This window comes from Agrobacterium vitis (assembly GCF_013337045.2).
Taxonomy (GTDB): Bacteria; Pseudomonadota; Alphaproteobacteria; order Rhizobiales; family Rhizobiaceae; genus Allorhizobium; species Allorhizobium vitis_B.
In genome coordinates, this window is the sequence record NZ_CP118259.1 from 359,499 (window position 1) to 377,132 (window position 17,634).

14 protein-coding genes, 1 tRNA gene and 2 pseudogenes are annotated in these 17,634 nt (G+C 58.6%); 10 read left to right on the forward strand and 7 right to left on the reverse strand.

Translation table 11 applies throughout. The annotated features are described in order from the left end of the window. Nucleotides 1-135: 135 nt before the first annotated feature. A complete protein-coding gene (locus G6L01_RS01650; protein ID WP_081344153.1) occupies nt 136-453 on the reverse strand; it encodes an EAL domain-containing protein in 318 nt (105 codons plus the stop codon). On the opposite strand from G6L01_RS01650, the gene G6L01_RS01655 reads away from it, so the two are divergent. Then, nucleotides 412-2,049, forward strand: a complete 1,638-nt coding sequence (locus G6L01_RS01655; protein ID WP_070166384.1) for an alpha/beta hydrolase — start codon at nt 412-414, stop codon at nt 2,047-2,049. The genes G6L01_RS01650 and G6L01_RS01655 overlap by 42 nt on opposite strands. Before the next feature lie 63 nt (nt 2,050-2,112). On the opposite strand, the gene G6L01_RS01660 is transcribed toward G6L01_RS01655, so the two are convergent. Then, nucleotides 2,113-3,582, reverse strand: coding sequence for a metal-dependent hydrolase family protein (locus G6L01_RS01660; protein WP_081344154.1), 1,470 nt, complete (start codon nt 3,580-3,582; stop codon nt 2,113-2,115). Nucleotides 3,583-3,736: 154 nt separating this feature from the next. Here G6L01_RS01660 and G6L01_RS01665 point away from each other — a divergent pair, with 154 nt between their 5' ends. Next, nucleotides 3,737-4,534, forward strand: coding sequence for a porin family protein (locus tag G6L01_RS01665; protein WP_070166385.1), 798 nt, complete (start codon nt 3,737-3,739; stop codon nt 4,532-4,534). 964 nt (nt 4,535-5,498) lie between these two features. On the opposite strand, the gene G6L01_RS01670 is transcribed toward G6L01_RS01665, so the two are convergent. Further along, nucleotides 5,499-6,425: a LysR family transcriptional regulator gene (locus tag G6L01_RS01670; RefSeq protein WP_070166386.1), complete on the reverse strand. Its 927-nt coding sequence runs from the start codon at nt 6,423-6,425 to the stop codon at nt 5,499-5,501. 109 nt (nt 6,426-6,534) lie between these two features. Here G6L01_RS01670 and G6L01_RS01675 point away from each other — a divergent pair, with 109 nt between their 5' ends. Genes G6L01_RS01675 through G6L01_RS01685 form a run of 3 tightly spaced genes read left to right on the forward strand, consistent with a single transcriptional unit; the run spans nt 6,535 to nt 8,365 of the window. Then, complete coding sequence (locus G6L01_RS01675; RefSeq protein WP_070166387.1) at nt 6,535-7,293, forward strand: SDR family oxidoreductase; 759 nt, start codon at nt 6,535-6,537, stop codon at nt 7,291-7,293. Between the two features lie 29 nt (nt 7,294-7,322). Further along, nucleotides 7,323-7,925 (forward strand): NADPH-dependent F420 reductase, encoded by a 603-nt coding sequence (locus tag G6L01_RS01680; protein WP_070166388.1) that lies wholly within the window; start codon nt 7,323-7,325, stop codon nt 7,923-7,925. 50 nt (nt 7,926-7,975) lie between these two features. Then, nucleotides 7,976-8,365: a limonene-1,2-epoxide hydrolase family protein gene (locus G6L01_RS01685; protein ID WP_070166389.1), complete on the forward strand. Its 390-nt coding sequence runs from the start codon at nt 7,976-7,978 to the stop codon at nt 8,363-8,365. A gap of 830 nt (nt 8,366-9,195) precedes the next feature. Here G6L01_RS01685 and G6L01_RS01690 read toward each other — a convergent pair. After that, nucleotides 9,196-9,894, reverse strand: a pseudogene (locus G6L01_RS01690) (alpha/beta fold hydrolase); the annotation flags it as partial. A gap of 106 nt (nt 9,895-10,000) precedes the next feature. Between G6L01_RS01690 and istA the strand changes: the two are divergent. Together istA and istB are read left to right on the forward strand one after the other, a co-directional pair. Further along, a pseudogene (istA, locus tag G6L01_RS01695) lies at nt 10,001-11,599 on the forward strand (IS21 family transposase). Continuing rightward, nucleotides 11,589-12,401 carry an IS21-like element helper ATPase IstB gene (istB, locus tag G6L01_RS01700; protein WP_070167559.1) on the forward strand — a complete coding sequence of 271 codons (813 nt, stop codon included), beginning with the start codon at nt 11,589-11,591 and terminating at the stop codon, nt 12,399-12,401. Before istA ends, istB begins: the two are co-directional and overlap by 11 nt. Before the next feature lie 195 nt (nt 12,402-12,596). Here istB and G6L01_RS01705 read toward each other — a convergent pair. Further along, nucleotides 12,597-12,670, reverse strand: a tRNA-Gln gene (locus tag G6L01_RS01705). Between the two features lie 359 nt (nt 12,671-13,029). Next, nucleotides 13,030-13,347 carry a hypothetical protein gene (locus G6L01_RS28090; protein WP_420359857.1) on the reverse strand — a complete coding sequence of 106 codons (318 nt, stop codon included), beginning with the start codon at nt 13,345-13,347 and terminating at the stop codon, nt 13,030-13,032. Between G6L01_RS28090 and G6L01_RS01710 the strand changes: the two genes are divergently transcribed. The 3 genes from G6L01_RS01710 to G6L01_RS01720 all read left to right on the forward strand — a co-directional run bounded on the left by G6L01_RS01710 (nt 13,255) and on the right by G6L01_RS01720 (nt 16,059). Continuing rightward, entirely contained in the window at nt 13,255-14,790 is a 1,536-nt protein-coding gene (locus G6L01_RS01710; RefSeq protein ID WP_420359856.1) for a Ppx/GppA phosphatase family protein, read from the forward strand. The genes G6L01_RS28090 and G6L01_RS01710 overlap by 93 nt on opposite strands. 86 nt (nt 14,791-14,876) lie before the next feature. Beyond that, complete coding sequence (locus G6L01_RS01715) at nt 14,877-15,662, forward strand: RlmE family RNA methyltransferase (RefSeq protein WP_015915050.1); 786 nt, start codon at nt 14,877-14,879, stop codon at nt 15,660-15,662. 13 nt (nt 15,663-15,675) lie between these two features. Then, nucleotides 15,676-16,059 (forward strand): VOC family protein, encoded by a 384-nt coding sequence (locus G6L01_RS01720; protein ID WP_070167560.1) that lies wholly within the window; start codon nt 15,676-15,678, stop codon nt 16,057-16,059. 11 nt (nt 16,060-16,070) lie between these two features. Here G6L01_RS01720 and G6L01_RS01725 read toward each other — a convergent pair whose 3' ends face one another. Beyond that, nucleotides 16,071-17,438 (reverse strand): putative bifunctional diguanylate cyclase/phosphodiesterase, encoded by a 1,368-nt coding sequence (locus tag G6L01_RS01725; RefSeq protein WP_070167561.1) that lies wholly within the window; start codon nt 17,436-17,438, stop codon nt 16,071-16,073. Between the last annotated feature and the right edge of the window lie 196 nt (nt 17,439-17,634).

Consider the following 17,634-nt stretch of genomic DNA (forward strand, 5'->3'; position numbering starts at 1 on the left):
TTGGACCTAGATCCCGTAACCAGTCGTTCGCTGCGCCGCCAATGACAAGCCACTAGCTTTGTGAAACCCTTGCTCTCCGCTTCTGAAGCGGGGAGACTACGCTGTCGAATCCAGAAGATTTCAAATCGTGATCCCTCAAGCTGACTGGATCTGTAATGCTGTTTGATTTGTATTTGATTGCAGCTGACTTGCGATGAGTTGGCTGGCATCCTCACCGCTCATGGGCCGTCCGAACAGGTATCCCTGGATCAGATGCGGCTTGTGGGCCGCAAGAACAGCCATCTCCTCTTGGGTCTCGACGCCTTCGAGCACGCACCGCAAATGCAGCTTTGAGCATAGGGCAATGATGGCGGCGACGATTTCCCGCGATTTGATGCTAAGGGTAGCGAAACTCCGGTCAGGAGCAGTTTGATGTACCAAATGGTCCGGCGTTTTCTCGGTTCTATGTCCCACACAGGCACGTTCATCGCGCTCGTTTTCTTTGCGGCCTCTCTCACACCAAGTCTCATGCCTCGGTCTTACCTGGTGCAAGGAGCGCTTTCGGGCGTTTGCGCTGCCGTGGGCTATATGGCGGGCGTGGCAGTGGGTTGGCTTTGGAGCTACCTCGAACTTCCTCGCGAGTCGCGCAGGGAACGACCTCTGACGGTCGCATTCCTCGTCGTTGCGATACTCATCTCGAGCGTTTTTCTGTGGCATGCGGTCGAATGGCAAAATTCCATTCGCGTGCTTTGGCGCATGGACGCGCTCGATAGCGCCGAGCCTTTGAAACTGGCTTTTGTTGCCATCCTCGCCTTTGTCGTGCTGCTCATTACAGGACGTTTCTTTCAGCTTGCGGCTCGCGGTCTTTCGAGGTGGATCAACAGGTACGTTCCCCGACGGGTGGCGAGCGCCCTTGGCGTGACCCTGGCCGCCCTGTTGTTCTGGACTGCCGGGCAGGGGCTGCTGCTGCGATGGGCGCTGGACGCAACGGATGCCTCGTTCCAGAAAGTTGACGCGCTGATCGACGACGATACTCCTGCACCGACCGACCAGGCGAAAACCGGGAGTGCATCTTCACTGGTGCCGTGGGAGGGCCTTGGACTGCAGGGGCGCCGTTTTGTCAGCTCTGGCCCCACTGCGCCCGACATCGGCGCGTTCTGGCAGCAGACAGCCGATGAGCCGATCCGGGCCTATATCGGGCTCAACAACGGCGATACGGTGGAAGCCAGAGCCGCGCTCGCCCTGAAGGAGCTTCAGCGACAGGGAGGTTTCGATCGGTCGATCCTCGTCATTATCGTCCCGACAGGAACCGGATGGGTCGACCCCGCCGCCATGGACACGCTCGAGTTTCTTCACCGCGGCGATGTGGCCAGCGTCGCGCTCCAATATTCCTATCTTGCGAGCTGGTTGTCTTTGATGGTGGAGCCGGACAATGGTCAGGCTGCGGCGAGGGCCTTGTTCACCGAAGTCTACGACCACTGGAAAACGCTTCCGCGTGAACAGCGGCCGAAGCTTTATCTTTACGGCCTCAGCCTTGGAGCGCTCAATTCACAGCTTTCGACCGACATATACGATGTTGTGGCTGATCCCTTCCAGGGCGCTCTGTGGAGCGGTCCTCCGTTTCGAAGTGAAAGATGGCGCGCTATAACCAATCAGCGTCAAACTGGTTCTCCTGCGTGGCTTCCCAGGTTTCGTGATGGTTCGGTGGTCCGTTTCTCGAACCAGACAATGACACCTTCGCAGTACGATGCGGCCTGGGGTCCGATACGCTTCATTTACCTCCAATATGCCAGTGATCCGATCGTCTTTTTTGAAACATCGTCTTTTTTCAAAGAGCCTGATTGGATGCAGGGTCAACGAGGTCCGGACGTCTCGCCGCAGTTCAGGTGGGTTCCCGTGGTGACGATGCTACAGCTCGCTTTCGACATGGCGATCGGAACAACGTCTCCGGTCGGATTCGGCCACGTCTACGCTCCCGAGGACTATATTGACAGTTGGATCGCGTTGACCGATCCGCCTGATATGGATCACTCGGCGGTTGAGCAACTCAAGAAGCGGTTTGCCAAGTGACCGATACCGGCGCGATCCATCGATCTCTCCGTGGCGAGGGGGACGGCAAGGGGACAAACTGGTCTACGCAGCAATGTTCTTGCTCAACTGCCCATCCTTCATGATCACAAGGAAGTTTTTCGCCGGGTCCTCGACCAAGGCGATGTCCGCAATCGGGTCGCCGTCGACCAGCAGCAAGTCGGCAAGCGCGCCTTCTTGAACCACGCCCAGCTTCCCTTCGTAAGGGCTCCGAAGGCGGGAGAGCGCGAGTAGCTGGCCATTGTCCCCCGTCGCCATCTTCAGGATTTCGGCAGGCTTGTACCAGCGGGTGAGCTTTGTGAGTTGTGCACCCTGCCGCGCGGCTGCCTTAGCATCGAACAGCGTGTCGGTACCCCAGGCCGTCTTGACCTTGTGCTTCTTGGCAAGCGCGTAGGCGGCGTCGGTGCCGGAAAACATCTCCAGTTGCTTGCGTCTGTTTGGCGACCCCTCGGCAAAGGGCGTTGCGTCCTGATCGTCCAGAAAGGGCTGCAGGCACCACCAGATACCTTTTTCCGCGAGCAGGGCCACCGTCTCGTCGTCGAGCAGGTTGCCATGCTCTATGCACCGAACGCCAGCGGCGACCGCCTGGGCGACAGCCTTTGGCGTGTAGGCATGAACCGTCGCATACGTCCCCCAGTTTTCCGAGGCGCCGACGCCCGCCTGCATCTCCTCAAGCGTGAACTGCGTCACATCGAGCGGATCGAACGCGGATGACACGCCTCCACCGGCCATGATCTTGATCTGCGACGCGCCGAGTGCCAGTTGTTCGCGGGCGCGCTTGCGGACCGTGCCGGGATCGTCGGCAATGGCCGAGCCGCCCACACGCTCGCTGTAGGTGAAATCGTCCGGTCGCGCGGGGAGGTCGACCGGAAGCCTGAAGTCGCCGTGGCCACCCGTTTGCGAGATGAACGCGCCCGATGGCCAGATCCTTGGCCCGGGAACGAGTCCGGTATCGATGCCGCGCTTCAACCCGAAGCATGGGCCGCCCATATCGCGAATTGTGGTGAACCCCCTCATCAAGGTGTCGTTGGCCGCCTTCACTGCCGCGACATTGATGAAGCCGATGTCAGCAGTCAGGACGGCCAATTGGGGAACGGTCGCAAACATGATGTGGGTATGCGCGTCGATCATGCCCGGCATCAATGTTCGCCCGCCGCCCGCTATTCGCGTGACGGAAAGGTCGGCTGGAATCTGGATGGGTGACGGCGAAATTGACGTTATCAGGTTTCCGATCACCAGCACATTGGATGGACTGGACAAAGTTTCCGACATCCCGTCGAATATGCGCACGTTTTCGAACAACACTGCTTTTGGCGGCGTTGACTGAGCCCGCACGGCGCTCGGCAGACCCGCTAGCCCGAACCCGGCCAGCATCGCAGCAGCGCCGATGAAAAATCCGCGGCGCCGAAGATCGGCATTCATTCGGTGAGTGAGCGTCTGCAATACGGGATCGCAACATTTGCAAGGCAGGTCGCTGGCGAGATGGCCGTACTTGGTGCCAAACCGAAATCTCATGCTTCCCCCTCCGCGAGCATCACGACACAAGCATCTGCCCGCATTCAATTTTCAACGCAAAGTCAAAATAGGTTACGCTTACATAACCATTGCTTGCAAGCGAAAACTATAGTGCTATCATCAAAGTACGCACAGTTGCCGGTGGGGGAGACTTATGTTTTACAACATCATTCTGGCGGCGGGGCTTACGCTCGCATTGTCACTTCCAGCATCCGCCGAAGATAAGGCGACTGATCTACTTGCTGACCGTGAATGGAGCGTAATCGTCAGCCCCTATGTCTGGGCTGCGTCCCTTCACGGCAATGCGTCGCTGGCAGGGTTGGACAGCAATGTCGATATTCCGTTCTCCGATATTTTCAAACATCTCGATCTTGCGGCCATGGGCAATGTAGAAGTGACGAACGGACTGTTCGGCTTCTACGTTGATGGACAGTATGTTCAGACGAGCCAGGACGAGGATCTCGCCGACTTCGAAGTCGGCTTGAAGATCAGGACGACTATTCTGGCAGTCGGCGCTTACTACCGCGTCTACGACCTGGCACTTGGGGGAGACACGGTGTTCGGCGAACCCCGGCATTTCACCGTCGAGCCGACGGTCGGCGTTCGTTGGACAAAACTCGAAGCGGATGCTGATGCAGGATTCATCTCGGCAAACAAGTCTGCGGCCTGGCTTGACCCGTTCGTGGGCGTGCGTCTGAGCGCAGATCTTTCAGAGCGATGGAACCTGGCCGGCGAAGCCGACATTGGCGGGTTCGATATTGGTTCGAAGCTCGCTATAAATGCCCAGGCCTATCTCGGATACCGGACCTACATGTTCAATCATCCGACGATTTTGCGCGTTGGGTATCGTGTGCTTTCGCAAGACTACGAAACGGAAGATTTCACAGGAAACCAATTTCGCTGGGACGTTACCCAGCATGGTCCGGTATTGGGTTTTTCAATGCGTTTCTGAGGGTGTCTCGAGGACTGCGACCTGCGCCTGATATCAAGTCAACGAGGACGTCCGGATGTCCAACATACAGCGTGCGATCCCGAGATGGACGTGGATAGCGCCAGCGCTGGCATCCGCACTTCTTGCGCTGAAGTTTATGCATATCGGGCCGTCGGATCTTCGCCGTCTTCCTGTTGGTGGCAGCAATCCCATAACCTTGACTGATCCCGGCAGTGCCAAGCAGGCGCGACAGGGCCGACCATGATGTTGAAGCTTGTCAGCAAGCTATCCTGCAGCAATTCAACGCGCGGAGCTTCGCGAAATTCTGACAGAGCGAGGCCCTTGTCAGGGTCTCAGCTTTCTCAATTGCGGTCTCGGCATGTGTCAGCCTCTTCCCTCCCTTGGTCGGAAGCGGACAGTCTGGTGTCGGCCGAAGGCGGTTGTCTCTTGTAGGTCCCCAGCCGATTTTGTGAGACCCGTTTGAGCACGAAGGATGGCCTGATGAACGGCCCTCAGAATTCTTCAAGTTGTTGAGAAGACGTCGCTTTTTTCTGTGAGAAACAGCCACCAAATTCACGCGCAAAACCGACCTAAAATGGCTTGCCTGGAGAACCTGGATTCTCACATGATTTCAATGTCTTAGATGATAAGCCTTGAAATTCTCTCTGTTTTCTCATCGCGAGCGACCGTGGATGCCATCTTTGTGCCCTGGCTTTGGGCATCAGTCAATATGGGTGTGGAGCGGAAATAATTTCCGCTTCTGGGTCGAGTTCACCGTCGTGCGGTCGCTGCGCGGCTGGCCGCTTCACGCCTTCATTTCTGTCATCCGCAGCACTGGCATGAGTTCCTGAGAGCTTTCAGTCTGCTTCGCTAGTGGTCACGCCCGCTTCGCGCCTCATTGTCGGCCATAGAGGTCGTGCCGTACTTGCCCAGAAGCAGACATCGTCCCGGCGGCGGCATCGTGTCCCCAGTGCGTCAAATGCGGTTACCCGAGACTGCCAGCAAACTGCTCTGGCCACTGATTGCGCTCTGCCAGAGCCGTCACAAAATCGATAAAGACACGGGTCTTTGCAGGGAGCTGTGATCGGCTTGCGAAGTACACCGAAATCGCGCCTGCATCGCAATACCACTGCGGCAACAGCCGGACCAGACGCCCGGCCTTGAGATGAGGCTGGGCGTCTGCTTTCGGAACTAGGGCGACGCCCACCCCTAGAACGGCAGCACTGAGCATGGCGGCGGGATCGTTGACGACCAGAGTTTCGGATAACTCCGCAGCCGCCTCACGGCCAGCCGCATCGCGCATCGTCCATTGGCGGATGCGTCCGCTCTGCCTCAAACGCATCACGACGCTGTCCAGGGCCTTCAACCCCGCCGGGTCGAACGGCGGCACGCGACCTGCGATATAGCCCGGTGATGCCACCGCAATGATGTGAACCGGAGCCAGCGTTCGGGCGACAATGCCCGGGTTCAGATCGAAGCCTCCGCCGATCGCTGCATCATAGCCATCGGCCACAAGGTCGACGGGTCTGGCATCGAAATGACATTCCGGCTTCACACCCGGATAGAGCCTCAGAAACTCCGGCAGATGGGGAAGGATATGCAGCACGCCGAGGGTGGGCGGCAGGCTGACCTTGAGCACACCCTTCGGCTCACCCTGCACAGCCGCACCTCCGATCGCTGCCTGTATGATGTCGAGGCTATCGGAGACCGCCAATCTGAAGCTCTCGCCCGCCTCGGTGAGAACGAGCTTCCGCGTCGAGCGATGGAACAGTCGGATACCGAGGTTGCGCTCAAGCATGGCGACGTTGCGGCTGACGGCGGCCGGAGTGAGCGACATGCGTCTGGCCGCTTCGGAAAAACTGCCATGCTCGGCGCTGCGGACGAAGGATTCAAGATTCGCCAGTGTTTCCATCGTCGCTCCTTTCAAGTGATCATTGAAGATATAACAAGCCAATTCCAGCTAATCAAAGAGAAATAGATCGTGCATATCTGCGTCATCAAAGATCGTAAGGAGCAAACAGATGACACGGAATTCTCAGCCTCTCTTGGGCAAGGCGGCTCTCGTTACAGGCGGATCGCGGGGCATCGGCGCAGCCATCGTCAAGCGCCTGGCCCATGACGGAGCGGATGTGGTCTTCAGCTATTCAACCTCTGGCGACAAGGCAGAGGAGATCGTGCGCGCGGTCGAAGCCCTTGGGCGTCGGTCTCTGGCAATCAAGGCGGATCAGGCCAATGCGTCCGAGGTCGCAGACCTTGTGCGACAGGCGCACGAAGCGTTTGGCCGGCTGGACATCCTGGTCAATTCGGCCGGTGTCTTCGTCACCGGCGGTGTCGACGACCCGAATGCAGACATCGCGGCGTTCGATCGACAGATCGACATCAACGTCAAGGGTGTCGCGGCCGCGGTCCGCGCCGCAGTTCCTCTAATGGCGGACGGCGGACGGATCGTCTCGATCGGGACAACGGGCGCGGTTCACATTCCTTTTCCGGGTGCGGCCGACTACATCGCAACAAAGGCTGCAGTGGGCGCCTATACGCGCGGCTGGTCCCGTGATCTAGGCCCGCGCAACATTACCGTCAACCTGATTCAGCCCGGTGCGATCGACACCGACATGAACCCGGCAAACGGCCCCTTTGCAGACACTTTGAAGGGACTTGCGGCGCTTGGGCGCTACGGCAAGCCGGAAGACATTGCCGCAGCGGTCGCATTCCTCGCCGGCCCGGACGCCAGCTACATCACCGGAGCAACACTCAACGTCGACGGCGGCCAGACCGCCTGATCGACCCTTCTCAACAAGGAGACAAATCCATGACATCCATCGGAATCATCGGCGCTGGAAACATTGGTCGCGCCATCGCGACAACTCTCGCACGGAAGGGCATCGCAGCCACGCTTTCCAACAGCCGCGGCCCTGAAACGCTTGCCGAACTCGTCGCCTCGCTCGGCCCATCGATTACCGCCGGCTCGCGCGAGGAAGCCGCATCGAAAGACATCGTCTTCATCGCCGTCAATTGGTCGAAGCTTCCTGCGGCGATGGCCGGTCTGCCCAACTGGAACGGTCGGATCGTCGTCGACACTAACAACCCGATCGAAGCGCCGCTGTTCCAGCCCGCAGACCTCGGCGGCCGGACGTCGTCGGATGTTTTCGTCGAGATGGTTCCTGGTGCTCGGGTCGTAAAGGCGTTCAACCATCTGTCAGCCGCTGTGCTCGCCGGTGACCCGACCAGCGAAGGCGGCAAGCGCGTTCTGTTCTATTCCGGAGACGACGCCGCTGCCAAGGCGGAAATCGGCGCGCTGATCGACCGTCTTGGCTTCTTCGGCATCGATCTCGGTGACCTCGCCGTTGGGAGCCGCCTCGTCCAGTTTCCGGGCGGTCCTTTGCCAGCGCACAACCTCGTGAAATTCAACTGAGGTCTTTTAACCTTCCGCGCCGCCAATATTCAACAATTCAGGAGCCCGCTATGTCCACCACAGCCATCGAAATAGCACAGACGTTTTTCGACCACTGGAGCGCCAATCGGATCGACGAGGCCATCGCCATGCTCGCCGAAGACGTCCTCTACGACAACGTGCCCTTTCCCGATATCACCGGCCGCGAGAACGTTCGAAAATTCCACCGCGATTTCGGCATCGGCAACAAGTTTACTGTCGACTGGAAGGTGGTGCAAATCGCGGCGGCGGGAAACGTCGTGCTGAACGAGCGGATCGACATCTTCCTCCACGAAAACGGCGGACGGATCACGCTGCCCGTCATGGGGACAGTGACCGTCGATAACGGCGTGATCACGGTCTGGCGTGATTATTTCGATCCGGCAGACTTCGACCGGCAGTTGAACCAGATCGGCAAGTAGTCGGATCGCTGCCTCTGACAAGAGGCCGCCTTTGGGTCAAACTCGGACAGCAGTACCAATACATGGTTGGATGTCCGCTATCGCCTTTCGGCACCCTAGCATCGGACAGTCGGCTCCCGGCCCCATATCGGAAACGAGGAAATCAGGGTAGTCTCGGAGAAATGGCTGGCGAGCCTGGATAATCGCATTATTTCTAAGACTTAGAGCTGTTCTCTTTGTTTTCCCGATGTTTTCCCGCCGCGAGCGACCGTGGATGCCATCTTTGTGCCCCGGCTTTGGGCTGACGTCAATATGGCGGAACAGCGGTAATAATTTCCGTTCGGCAGCGCCAAACCGGAGGTGAGGCAAGCATTTTCGCGTGGCAGCATTGTGCCTTCATGTCGGTCATAGAGGCGCGTCATCGCGCTTGCCTGGAAGCGGACATAGGCCCCGGCGGCGGGCTTCACGGCGCCTGTCCGCCCGCTTTTCGCTTAACATCCCCCGGTGAGGAGGGAGGAGCTGGTCGTAAAATGGAACCTCAGGCTGGCACAAACCCCGGAAAGAAATGGCATGCGACAAGGGGAATCTAAGCGGACAGCTTCCATATCGCGCTTGACGCATCCACGCTCAGCGGATGTAGCGGCGATTAAGATCGACGTGTGCTTGACGAATAGCAGGACGATCCGTGGCGACTGGATGGAAGACTGGCTGATAAATGAATGGGAAGCAAATACAGGGCATTCATTGCTCGCGCCCTGGCAGTAGCTCAAGGCTCGCCCTTCTGGGTGAGCCGCGTGCGTGAGGCCGCAGCACGATGATGCTGCGGCCTCAATTGGCGAATATTCAGACTGTCACGACTGAATGAAGGCCAGGAGATCGGCGTTCAGCACATCGGCATTGACGGTCAACATGCCATGCGAGAAGCCGGGATAAGTCTTGAGCGTCCCGTTCTTCAGAAGCTTGACAGCCTTGTGGGCAGAGTCGGCAATCGGAACGATCTGATCGTCTTCGCCATGCAGGATCAGCGTCGGCAGCGTGATGGTCTTCAGGTCTTCGGTCTGATCGGTCTCAGAAAAAGCCTTGATGCCATCATAGTGGGCCTTGGCGCTGCCCATCATGCCCTGACGCCACCAATTCTGGATCACGCCTTCCGGCACATTCGCGCCATCACGGTTGAAGCCGTAGAAGGGGCCTGCCGGAACGTCACGGAAGAATTGGGCGCGGCTCGCGGCGAGGGCGGAGCGGAAGCCGTCGAACACTTCAATCGGCAGACCTTCCAGATTGGATACTGTCTTTACCATGATCGGCGGAACAGCGGAAACCAGAACGGCTTTCGCGGTGCGACCAGACGGTTGACCATGGTTTGCCACGTAGCGGGCCACCTCGCCACCACCGGTGGAGTGGCCGATGTGCACGACATTCCTGAGGTCGAGTGCCTCGACCACGGCGAAGGCGTCGGAGGCGTAGTGGTCCATATCGTGGCCGTCAGACACCTGGGCAGAGCGGCCGTGGCCGCGGCGGTCATGGGCGATGACGCGGAAGCCTGTTGATTTCCAGTGAGAACTGACCCGGTAGCACAGGATATTTCCATCGAGAATTGACCCATGTTTGAACCTTGCCCTGCGTGTTTTCAGCGGGGGCTACGGAGTGATCGACATGGCGTTACTGAGCGTGATCCGACGCTGGCATTTTCGAGACCACATATCGATCCGGGAGATTTGCCGCCGGACCGGCCTATCCCGGAACACCATCCGCAAGTATCTCCGTCTTGATGGCGTGGAACCAGTGTTCAAGGTGCCGGAGCGGCCGAGCAAGCTTGATCCTTTTGCCGACCGGCTGTCAGCGTGGCTGCGGACGGAAGCCAAGAAGAACCGGAAGCAGCGGCGCAACCTGAAGCAATTACATGCCGATCTGATGAGCCTTGGCTACGATGGATCGTATGGTCGGGTTGCTGCTTTTGCTCGGGAATGGAAAGCTGATCTGCAAAGAGAGCTGCAGACCACGGGGCGTGGGACGTTCGTTCCGCTGGCCTTTGATCCGGGTGAGGCCTTCCAGTTCGACTGGTCGGAAGACTGGGCAATCATCGGCAATGAGCGCACCAAACTGCAGGTGGCCCATACAAAGCTTAGCTATTCCAGGGCGTTCATCGTCCGGGCGTATCTTTTGCAGACGCACGAGATGCTGTTCGATGCCCATAACCACGCGTTCCGTGTCTTCGGCGGGGTGCCACGGCGCGGCATCTACGACAACATGCGCACGGCAATCGATAAGATTGGACGCGGCAAGGAGCGCGACGTCAACATCCGCTTCATGGCAATGGCCAGCCACTACCTCTATGAGCCGGAGTTCTGCAATCCGGCGTCTGGTTGGGGTGAGGAGGAAAAGAAAACAGTCCAGTGAACTGTTTTCCCGACGAACGCCCGGAGCCCAAGCGCAGGGCCGGGTGGCCAGGTCGAGAAGAATGTTCAGGATTCGCGCCATCGGTTCTTTCAACCGACACCACGCTTTCCATCGTTGGAAGCCCTGAACGACTGGCTGGAGCTTCGATGCAAGGAGGTTTGGCAGCAGACCCCGCACGGAAAGATGCGTGGCACGATCGCTGACCTCCTGGCCGAGGAAACAAAAGCTCTGATGCCAACGACGCGTGTCTTCGATGGTTTTGTCGAGCATACCAAACGGGTGTCCCCGACTTGCCTGGTTCACTTCGATCGCAATCGCTACAGCGTTCCGGCATCCTTCGCCAATCGACCCGTCAGCATTCGAGTTTATCCAGACCGTATCGTTGTTGCAGCGGAGGGTCTGATCATATGCGAGCACCCTCGCATCATCAGCCGTTCGTATGACGGGCCTGGGCAGACGGTTTACGATTGGCGGCACTATCTTTCGGTCGTGCAGCGCAAACCCGGCGCTCTTCGCAATGGTGCGCCGTTCGTCGATCTTCCCGAAGCCTTCAGAACGCTGCAGCAGCACCTGCTCAAAAAGCCGGGCGGCGATCGAGAGATGGTCGATATCCTGGCGCTCGTTCTTCAGCACGACGAACAGGCAGTGCTATCGGCAGTCGATATGGCTTTGACGTCCGGTGTTCCGACCAAAACCCATGTGCTGAACCTGTTGCATCGCCTCGTCGATGGCAAATCCTCGACACCACCGACGATCGACGCGCCGCAAGCTCTTACACTTGCCAACGAGCCCAAGGCCAATGTCGAACGCTACGATACCCTGAGGAAGACTGCGGAGGTCCGCCATGCGTCATAACCCAGCCAGCGGCGCGATCGTTATCATGCTGCGCCAACTCAAGATGCACGGCATGGCTCAGGCAATCGGTGAGCTCACCGAACAGGGATCACCAGCTTTTGAGGCTACCATTCCTATTCTGTCGCAACTGCTCAAAGCGGAAACGGCAGAGCGGGAGGTCAGATCAACCGCCTATCAGCTCAAGATTGCCCGCTTCCCGGCCTATCGCGATCTCAACGGCTTCGACTTCTCGAGCAGCGAGATCAACGAGGCGCTCGTGCGCCAGCTCCATCGCTGCGACTTCCTCGATGATGCCAATAACATTGTCCTGGTCGGCGGCCCTGGCACAGGCAAAACCCACATTGCGACCGCCTTGGGTATCCAGGCGATCGAGCATCATCATAAGCGCGTCCGGTTCTTCTCGACAGTCGAATTGGTCAACGCGCTTGAACAGGAGAAGACGCAAGGTCGCTCAGGGCAGATCGCCAATCGGCTTGTCCATTCCGATCTCGTCATCCTCGACGAGCTGGGCTACCTGCCGTTCAGTGCGTCAGGTGGCGCGTTGCTATTCCATCTCCTGAGCAGGCTCTACGAACGTACCAGTGTCGTCATCACCACCAACCTGAGCTTCAGCGAATGGGCCTGTGTCTTTGGCGATGCCAAGATGACCACGGCGCTGCTCGACCGCCTGACCCACCACTGCCACATCCTCGAAACCGGAAACGACAGCTTCCGCTTCAAGAATAGCTCAGCTCATGAACCGAAAAACACGAAGGAGAAAAACAGGAGCTTGACCACTACACCAGACCCGAAACATATCTAAAAGGAGGGTCAAATCTCGGTGGAAATAACGGGTCAGTTCTCAGTGGAAATCAACAGCCTAGGGCTTGTCCACCGCGCTCAAGCGTCGTGGGCATCACCTTTGGGCATCAGTTCTGGGCATCAGGTCGCCAATGATGCCAAAACGGTATCCGGCACGACTGGAAAATCAAGAAATTAAAGGGCTTTTAGGGAGAATTGGCTGGGGAACCTGGATTCGAACCAAGATTAACGGAGTCAGAGTCCGTCGTTCTACCGTTGAACTATTCCCCAGCAGGGGCGGCGTTGCCGTCTGATGGATGCGGCTTATAAACAAAAGCTGGTTGATTGCAACTGTCTTTTTGCAAAAAAGTGAACCTGTTCAAACAAATCGGTTTTGTCGCAGTTCCGCGCCTTGAGTGGCATTGGTTTCGGCCTTCCTTGACCGGAGAGGGAGGGGCTTAAAAAGCGTTTGGAGAAGCTTGCCGGGCCTGCTACAATTTTACCAACGAAAATCTAAGGATCGCCAGCGGCATATTTGAAACGGACTTTCCTCTTGGATTTTCCTGATCAGACTTTGCGCGGCGCTATGGAAGACATCAGTGGTAGACCCTGGCAATGGCGGATTTCCGCCAGAAAACGGGGCGTCAACGTCAAACCGTACCGAGGGCAAGCCCTCGAGGCGCGGTCGGGGCAAGCGGAAAGGCCGGAAATCCGGGCCGCCAGCTAACCCCGTGACGCAAGACCGGACGGCTTTGGCCGAGCCGGATCGACGTCCCATACAACAAGATCAGCAGGCGGCCCAGCAGGCGCCGGGCCGAAAGCGTAAGCGTCGCAGGAAAGGCCGTGGCAACACATTGCCGGGACAGGGTCAGGCGGTGCCGCATCAGGGCGTGGAAACGCAAGGGACAGTGGCCCAGGCTGAACGGCAGGCAGAGCACCATCATCGCGATCAGGGCTCTGCCGGGCATGCGCCTCGCGATGCAGGTTTATCCAATACTCAAGGGCCTAATCCTCAACGGTCTACTCCTCAGGGGCCTCACACCAAAGAATCCCCTATCCAGGGACATGCCCTTGCTGGCGAAACCGGCGGTGCTGCCAGGAAACCGACCAGGAAGCGGCGGAAGAACCGGGGCCGGCAGAACGCCCAGGTTCGTCCCTTGCAGCCTGGCCGCAGCGTGGACGCCAAGCCCGCCTCTGCCAGCTATTGCCCGCCTGCCGTGGAGGGCCAGAAGTCGGCTGCCGGCTCTGGTGAGGCACCACATGGCCGCAGCCGACATGGCGGACATGGACATGCTCATGGTGGACAGGGACATCATCCGCATCATGGAAAGCACCAGGGCCATCACTCCGGTCACGGTCCTTCTGACGACCATCCTGCCGATTTCTATGCGGCGCTTGATCTCGGCACCAATAATTGCCGGTTGTTGATTGCCCAGCCGACCCGGCCCGGCCAATTTCGGGTGGTGGATGCCTTTTCGCGCATCGTGCGTCTGGGGGAGGGGCTGGCTGCGACCGGTCGCCTGTCGCAGGACGCCATGGACCGGGCCATTGAGGCCCTGAAGGTCTGCGCCTCCAAACTGCATGGGGTTGACCTGCGCGGCAAGCGGCTGATCGCCACGGAGGCCTGCCGGGCCGCGGAGAATGGCGAGGCATTTCTGGAGCGGGTGCGGGCGGAGACCGGGCTTGAGCTGGAAATCATCAATCGCGAGACGGAAGCGCGGCTGGCGGTGTCCGGTTGTTCCTCGCTGGTTGGACGCGAAACCCGTTCGGTCGTGCTGTTTGATATCGGCGGCGGTTCCTCGGAAATCGCGGTGATCCGCATTGGCGACAATCGCTCCAGTCGTCTCGCCAATCACATCACCCACTGGACCTCGCTGCCGGTCGGCGTGGTCACGCTGTCGGAGCGCCATGGCGGGCGCGATGTTTCGCCCACGGTGTTCGAAGCGATGATTACCGAAGTGGCGGGCATGCTCGATCAGTTCGATTGCCCCTCGGTCGAGGCGCTTGGTCATTCTGCTGCCGATGTCGATTTCCACCTGATCGGTACGTCCGGCACGGTGACGACACTTGCTGGCGTACATCTCGATCTGCCGCGCTATGATCGCCGTCGGGTGGATGGGCTATGGTTGAGCGATGACGAGGTCTCGGCCATGCAGGCCAAGCTGCTGTCCTGGGATTACCAGAGCCGCGCCGCCAATCCCTGTATCGGCCCGGACCGGGCGGATCTGGTGCTGGCTGGCTGCGCCATTTTGGAAGCGATCCGCAGGCGTTGGCCCTCCAGCCGTATGCGGGTGGCGGACCGGGGCTTGAGAGAAGGGCTGTTGACCGACATGATGGCTGATGACGGTGTCTGGCGACGCAATCGCACGCGACGTCCGCCGGGCAGCCGGGATCGTGTCCCGCATTTGTGACCGGAAGTCATATTGAGACATAAAAGTGTTACAGCGGATCGAAGTGCGGATTTGCACAGGGCGCTGTCAGGAGTTGAGCAGCAAGCATGACCAAACCACCTATTGGCGGTAACCGCACCGGACGAAAACTGGGCCAGAAGGTCAAGAAGGGCAAGCTGAAGGCGTCTTCGCGGCGCTGGCTGGAGCGGCATATCAACGATCCCTATGTGCAGCGGGCCAAGCTGGAGGGCTACCGCGCGCGCGCGGCTTTCAAGCTGCTGGAAATCGATGAGAAGCACAATATTCTCAAAGGCGCCCGACGCATTATCGATCTGGGTGCTGCACCGGGCAGTTGGTCGCAGATTGCCGCCAATGTTACCGGGTCCACCGATAGTGACATCCGGGTTGCGGCCATCGACTTTCTGGAAATGACCCAATTGCCGGGCGTGAAGATCCTGCAACTCGACTTTCTCGACCCCCAGGCGCCCGCCCTGTTGATGGAAGCGGTCGGCGGTGTGCCGGATGTGGTGATTTCCGACATGGCGGCACCCACCACCGGCCACCAGAAGACCGATCATATTCGCACCATGCATCTCTGCGAAGTGGCCGCCTATTTCGCTGTGGAAGTGCTGGCCGAGGGCGGACATTTTCTGGCGAAAACCTTCCAGGGCGGCACGGAAAAAGACCTGCTCAATATGCTCAAGCAGAATTTCAAGCAGGTCATTCATATAAAGCCAGCGTCATCACGTCAGGAATCGGTGGAAATGTTCCTGCTCGCCAAGGGCTTCAAGGGCAGGCGGTCCGGCAATGCGCTTGGTCATGAGGTGGAAGACGATGGTCCTATGCCGCATGATCCGCGTGAGGATGCAACGGCTGACGAGGATCAGGATTGAGCGGGAATAGTCAATGCTGCTTTATATCACGCTTGGCTCCAACGACCTGGATCGTTCCGGACGGTTTTACGATGCCTGTCTCAGCGCGCTTGGCTTCATCCGCCGGGTGACGGAAAAAGACGAAATCGGCTATGGCGCGCCATCGGATGTGCGATGCCGGTTCTGGCTCGTCAGCCCTTATGATGGCAGGGCCGCCAGCTTCGGCAATGGTTCCATGGTGGCGCTCAATGCCGGTAGCCGGTCGGATGTCGAGGCTTTTTATGCGGCAGCATTGGCAAATGGCGGTTCAGATGAAGGCGCGCCGGGTTTGCGGCCTTTTCATGCGCATTTCTATGCCTGCTATGTCCGTGATCCCGATGGCAATAAATTATCGGCGGTCTGCGAGCGGCCAGAGTAATTGGCGGCTACTCAATAGCCTGAAAACGGCCCCGTCTGCCTGCGAGCGGCAAAGTCGGAATATTGGCGCGATAGATAGCGCAGCGTCGCCATCGCATCGGCGGGCCTGCCGAAATAATAGCCCTGGCCCATGGTGCAGCCGAGGGCCAGGAGCCGGGTTGCTTCGCTAAGGGTTTCTATGCCTTCGGCCACCACTTGCAGCTTCAGGCCTTCACACATGGTAATGATCGCTCGGACGATATGTTCGGAGGTGGTGTCGGTGGTGATCGCCGAGACGAAGGCCCGATCGATTTTGACCTTGTCAAAGGTAAATTCCCTCAAGCGGCCAAGGCTGGATTGGCCGGTGCCGAAATCGTCGAGCGAGATGCGCACGCCTGCTGCACGCAGTTCGGCAATGATCCGCCCGGCCATGTCGGCGGAACTCATCACAGCGGTCTCGGTAATCTCCAGTTCCAGCCGCGACGGGTCGAGGCCGACGCTGTTGACGATCGACAGCGTGCGTGAGGCCGTGCCGGAATCCGTCAATTGCACCGAGGAAAGGTTGAAGGACAAAAACAGTTCTCGCGGCCAGGTCAGCGCCGCTTCCGCAGCCTTGCGCAGCAGGGTTTCCGACAGCGTGTCGATAAAGCCCCTATCCTCGGCCAGCGGCACGAAGATCGCTGGTGAGACGAAGCCGAGATCGGGGTCAATCCAGCGAGCGAGCGCCTCGAACCCCAGAACCTTGCCATCGACAAGCGAGACGATTGGCTGGAAATGCGTATCGACGGCATCGTTGATGATCGCATTGCGCAGGGCTTGCTCCAATTGGGTGGAGCGGCGCATTTCCTGGGCAATTTCTCGCGAATAGACGGTTATCTGGCCGCGTCCGCGCCGTTTTGAGCGATAAAGAGCCGTCTCCGCACTCTTCATCAGCGTCTCGACATCGTCTCCGGCAAAGGGAAAGATTGCAAAGCCCAGTGAGGCCGAAAGCCGGACATTGCGGTCGCCGAGGTCGTAGGGTGCTGATAGCACGTCCTTGATCAGATTGCCGATCCGCTCGGCGCTGATCTGTTCGAAAATCAGCGGCAGGACCACGGCAAATTCGTCACCATCGTGACGGGTAACAATGGCGCCGTCGGGAATACAGGCCTTGAGGCGATGCGCGACCTGGCACAGGATCTCATCGCCCGCCAGCGACCCGAACAGATCGTTGATTGGCTTGAAACCGTCCAGATTGACCAAAGCCACCGTAAATGGTGCGGGATCGGCTGCACGCTCCGCCGATAGGCCGCGGATTCGCTCCTGCAGTCTGTGGCGATTGCCAAGCCCCGTCAGCGGATCGGTAAAAGCCTTGGCCTCTCCCTGATCGATGTCTGGCACTATGGTGTTGGCCGCACCCATTCATTATCCCAAAAAAAGTCACACTTCACGGGACTACCATGCGCATTAAAAATTAATAAAATTCTATCGTTTAGCCAGCCGGGACTATGGATTTTTACCCGTGATTTACTGCATACACCTAGAGCTTGTCAGGTTCACATTGCATCAGAAAAACCGTGTGGTCCTTAATGCCGTTTGTCTTTTCGGCAAAACCGAT

Excerpts from the sequence above, each read along its gene's own strand:
- istB (WP_070167559.1), top strand. The coding sequence starts at position 11,589 with ATGCGTCATAACCCAGCCAGCGGCGCGATCGTTATCATGCTGCGCCAA.
- G6L01_RS01655 (WP_070166384.1), top strand. The coding sequence starts at position 412 with ATGTACCAAATGGTCCGGCGTTTTCTCGGTTCTATGTCCCACACAGGC.
- G6L01_RS01685 (WP_070166389.1), top strand. The coding sequence starts at position 7,976 with ATGTCCACCACAGCCATCGAAATAGCACAGACGTTTTTCGACCACTGG.
- G6L01_RS01660 (WP_081344154.1), bottom strand. The coding sequence starts at position 3,582 with ATGAGATTTCGGTTTGGCACCAAGTACGGCCATCTCGCCAGCGACCTG.
- G6L01_RS01720 (WP_070167560.1), top strand. The coding sequence starts at position 15,676 with ATGCTGCTTTATATCACGCTTGGCTCCAACGACCTGGATCGTTCCGGA.
- G6L01_RS01675 (WP_070166387.1), top strand. The coding sequence starts at position 6,535 with ATGACACGGAATTCTCAGCCTCTCTTGGGCAAGGCGGCTCTCGTTACA.
- G6L01_RS01680 (WP_070166388.1), top strand. The coding sequence starts at position 7,323 with ATGACATCCATCGGAATCATCGGCGCTGGAAACATTGGTCGCGCCATC.
- G6L01_RS01670 (WP_070166386.1), bottom strand. The coding sequence starts at position 6,425 with ATGGAAACACTGGCGAATCTTGAATCCTTCGTCCGCAGCGCCGAGCAT.
- G6L01_RS01665 (WP_070166385.1), top strand. The coding sequence starts at position 3,737 with ATGTTTTACAACATCATTCTGGCGGCGGGGCTTACGCTCGCATTGTCA.
- G6L01_RS01725 (WP_070167561.1), bottom strand. The coding sequence starts at position 17,438 with ATGGGTGCGGCCAACACCATAGTGCCAGACATCGATCAGGGAGAGGCC.
- G6L01_RS28090 (WP_420359857.1), bottom strand. The coding sequence starts at position 13,347 with ATGCCCGGCAGAGCCCTGATCGCGATGATGGTGCTCTGCCTGCCGTTC.
- G6L01_RS01715 (WP_015915050.1), top strand. The coding sequence starts at position 14,877 with ATGACCAAACCACCTATTGGCGGTAACCGCACCGGACGAAAACTGGGC.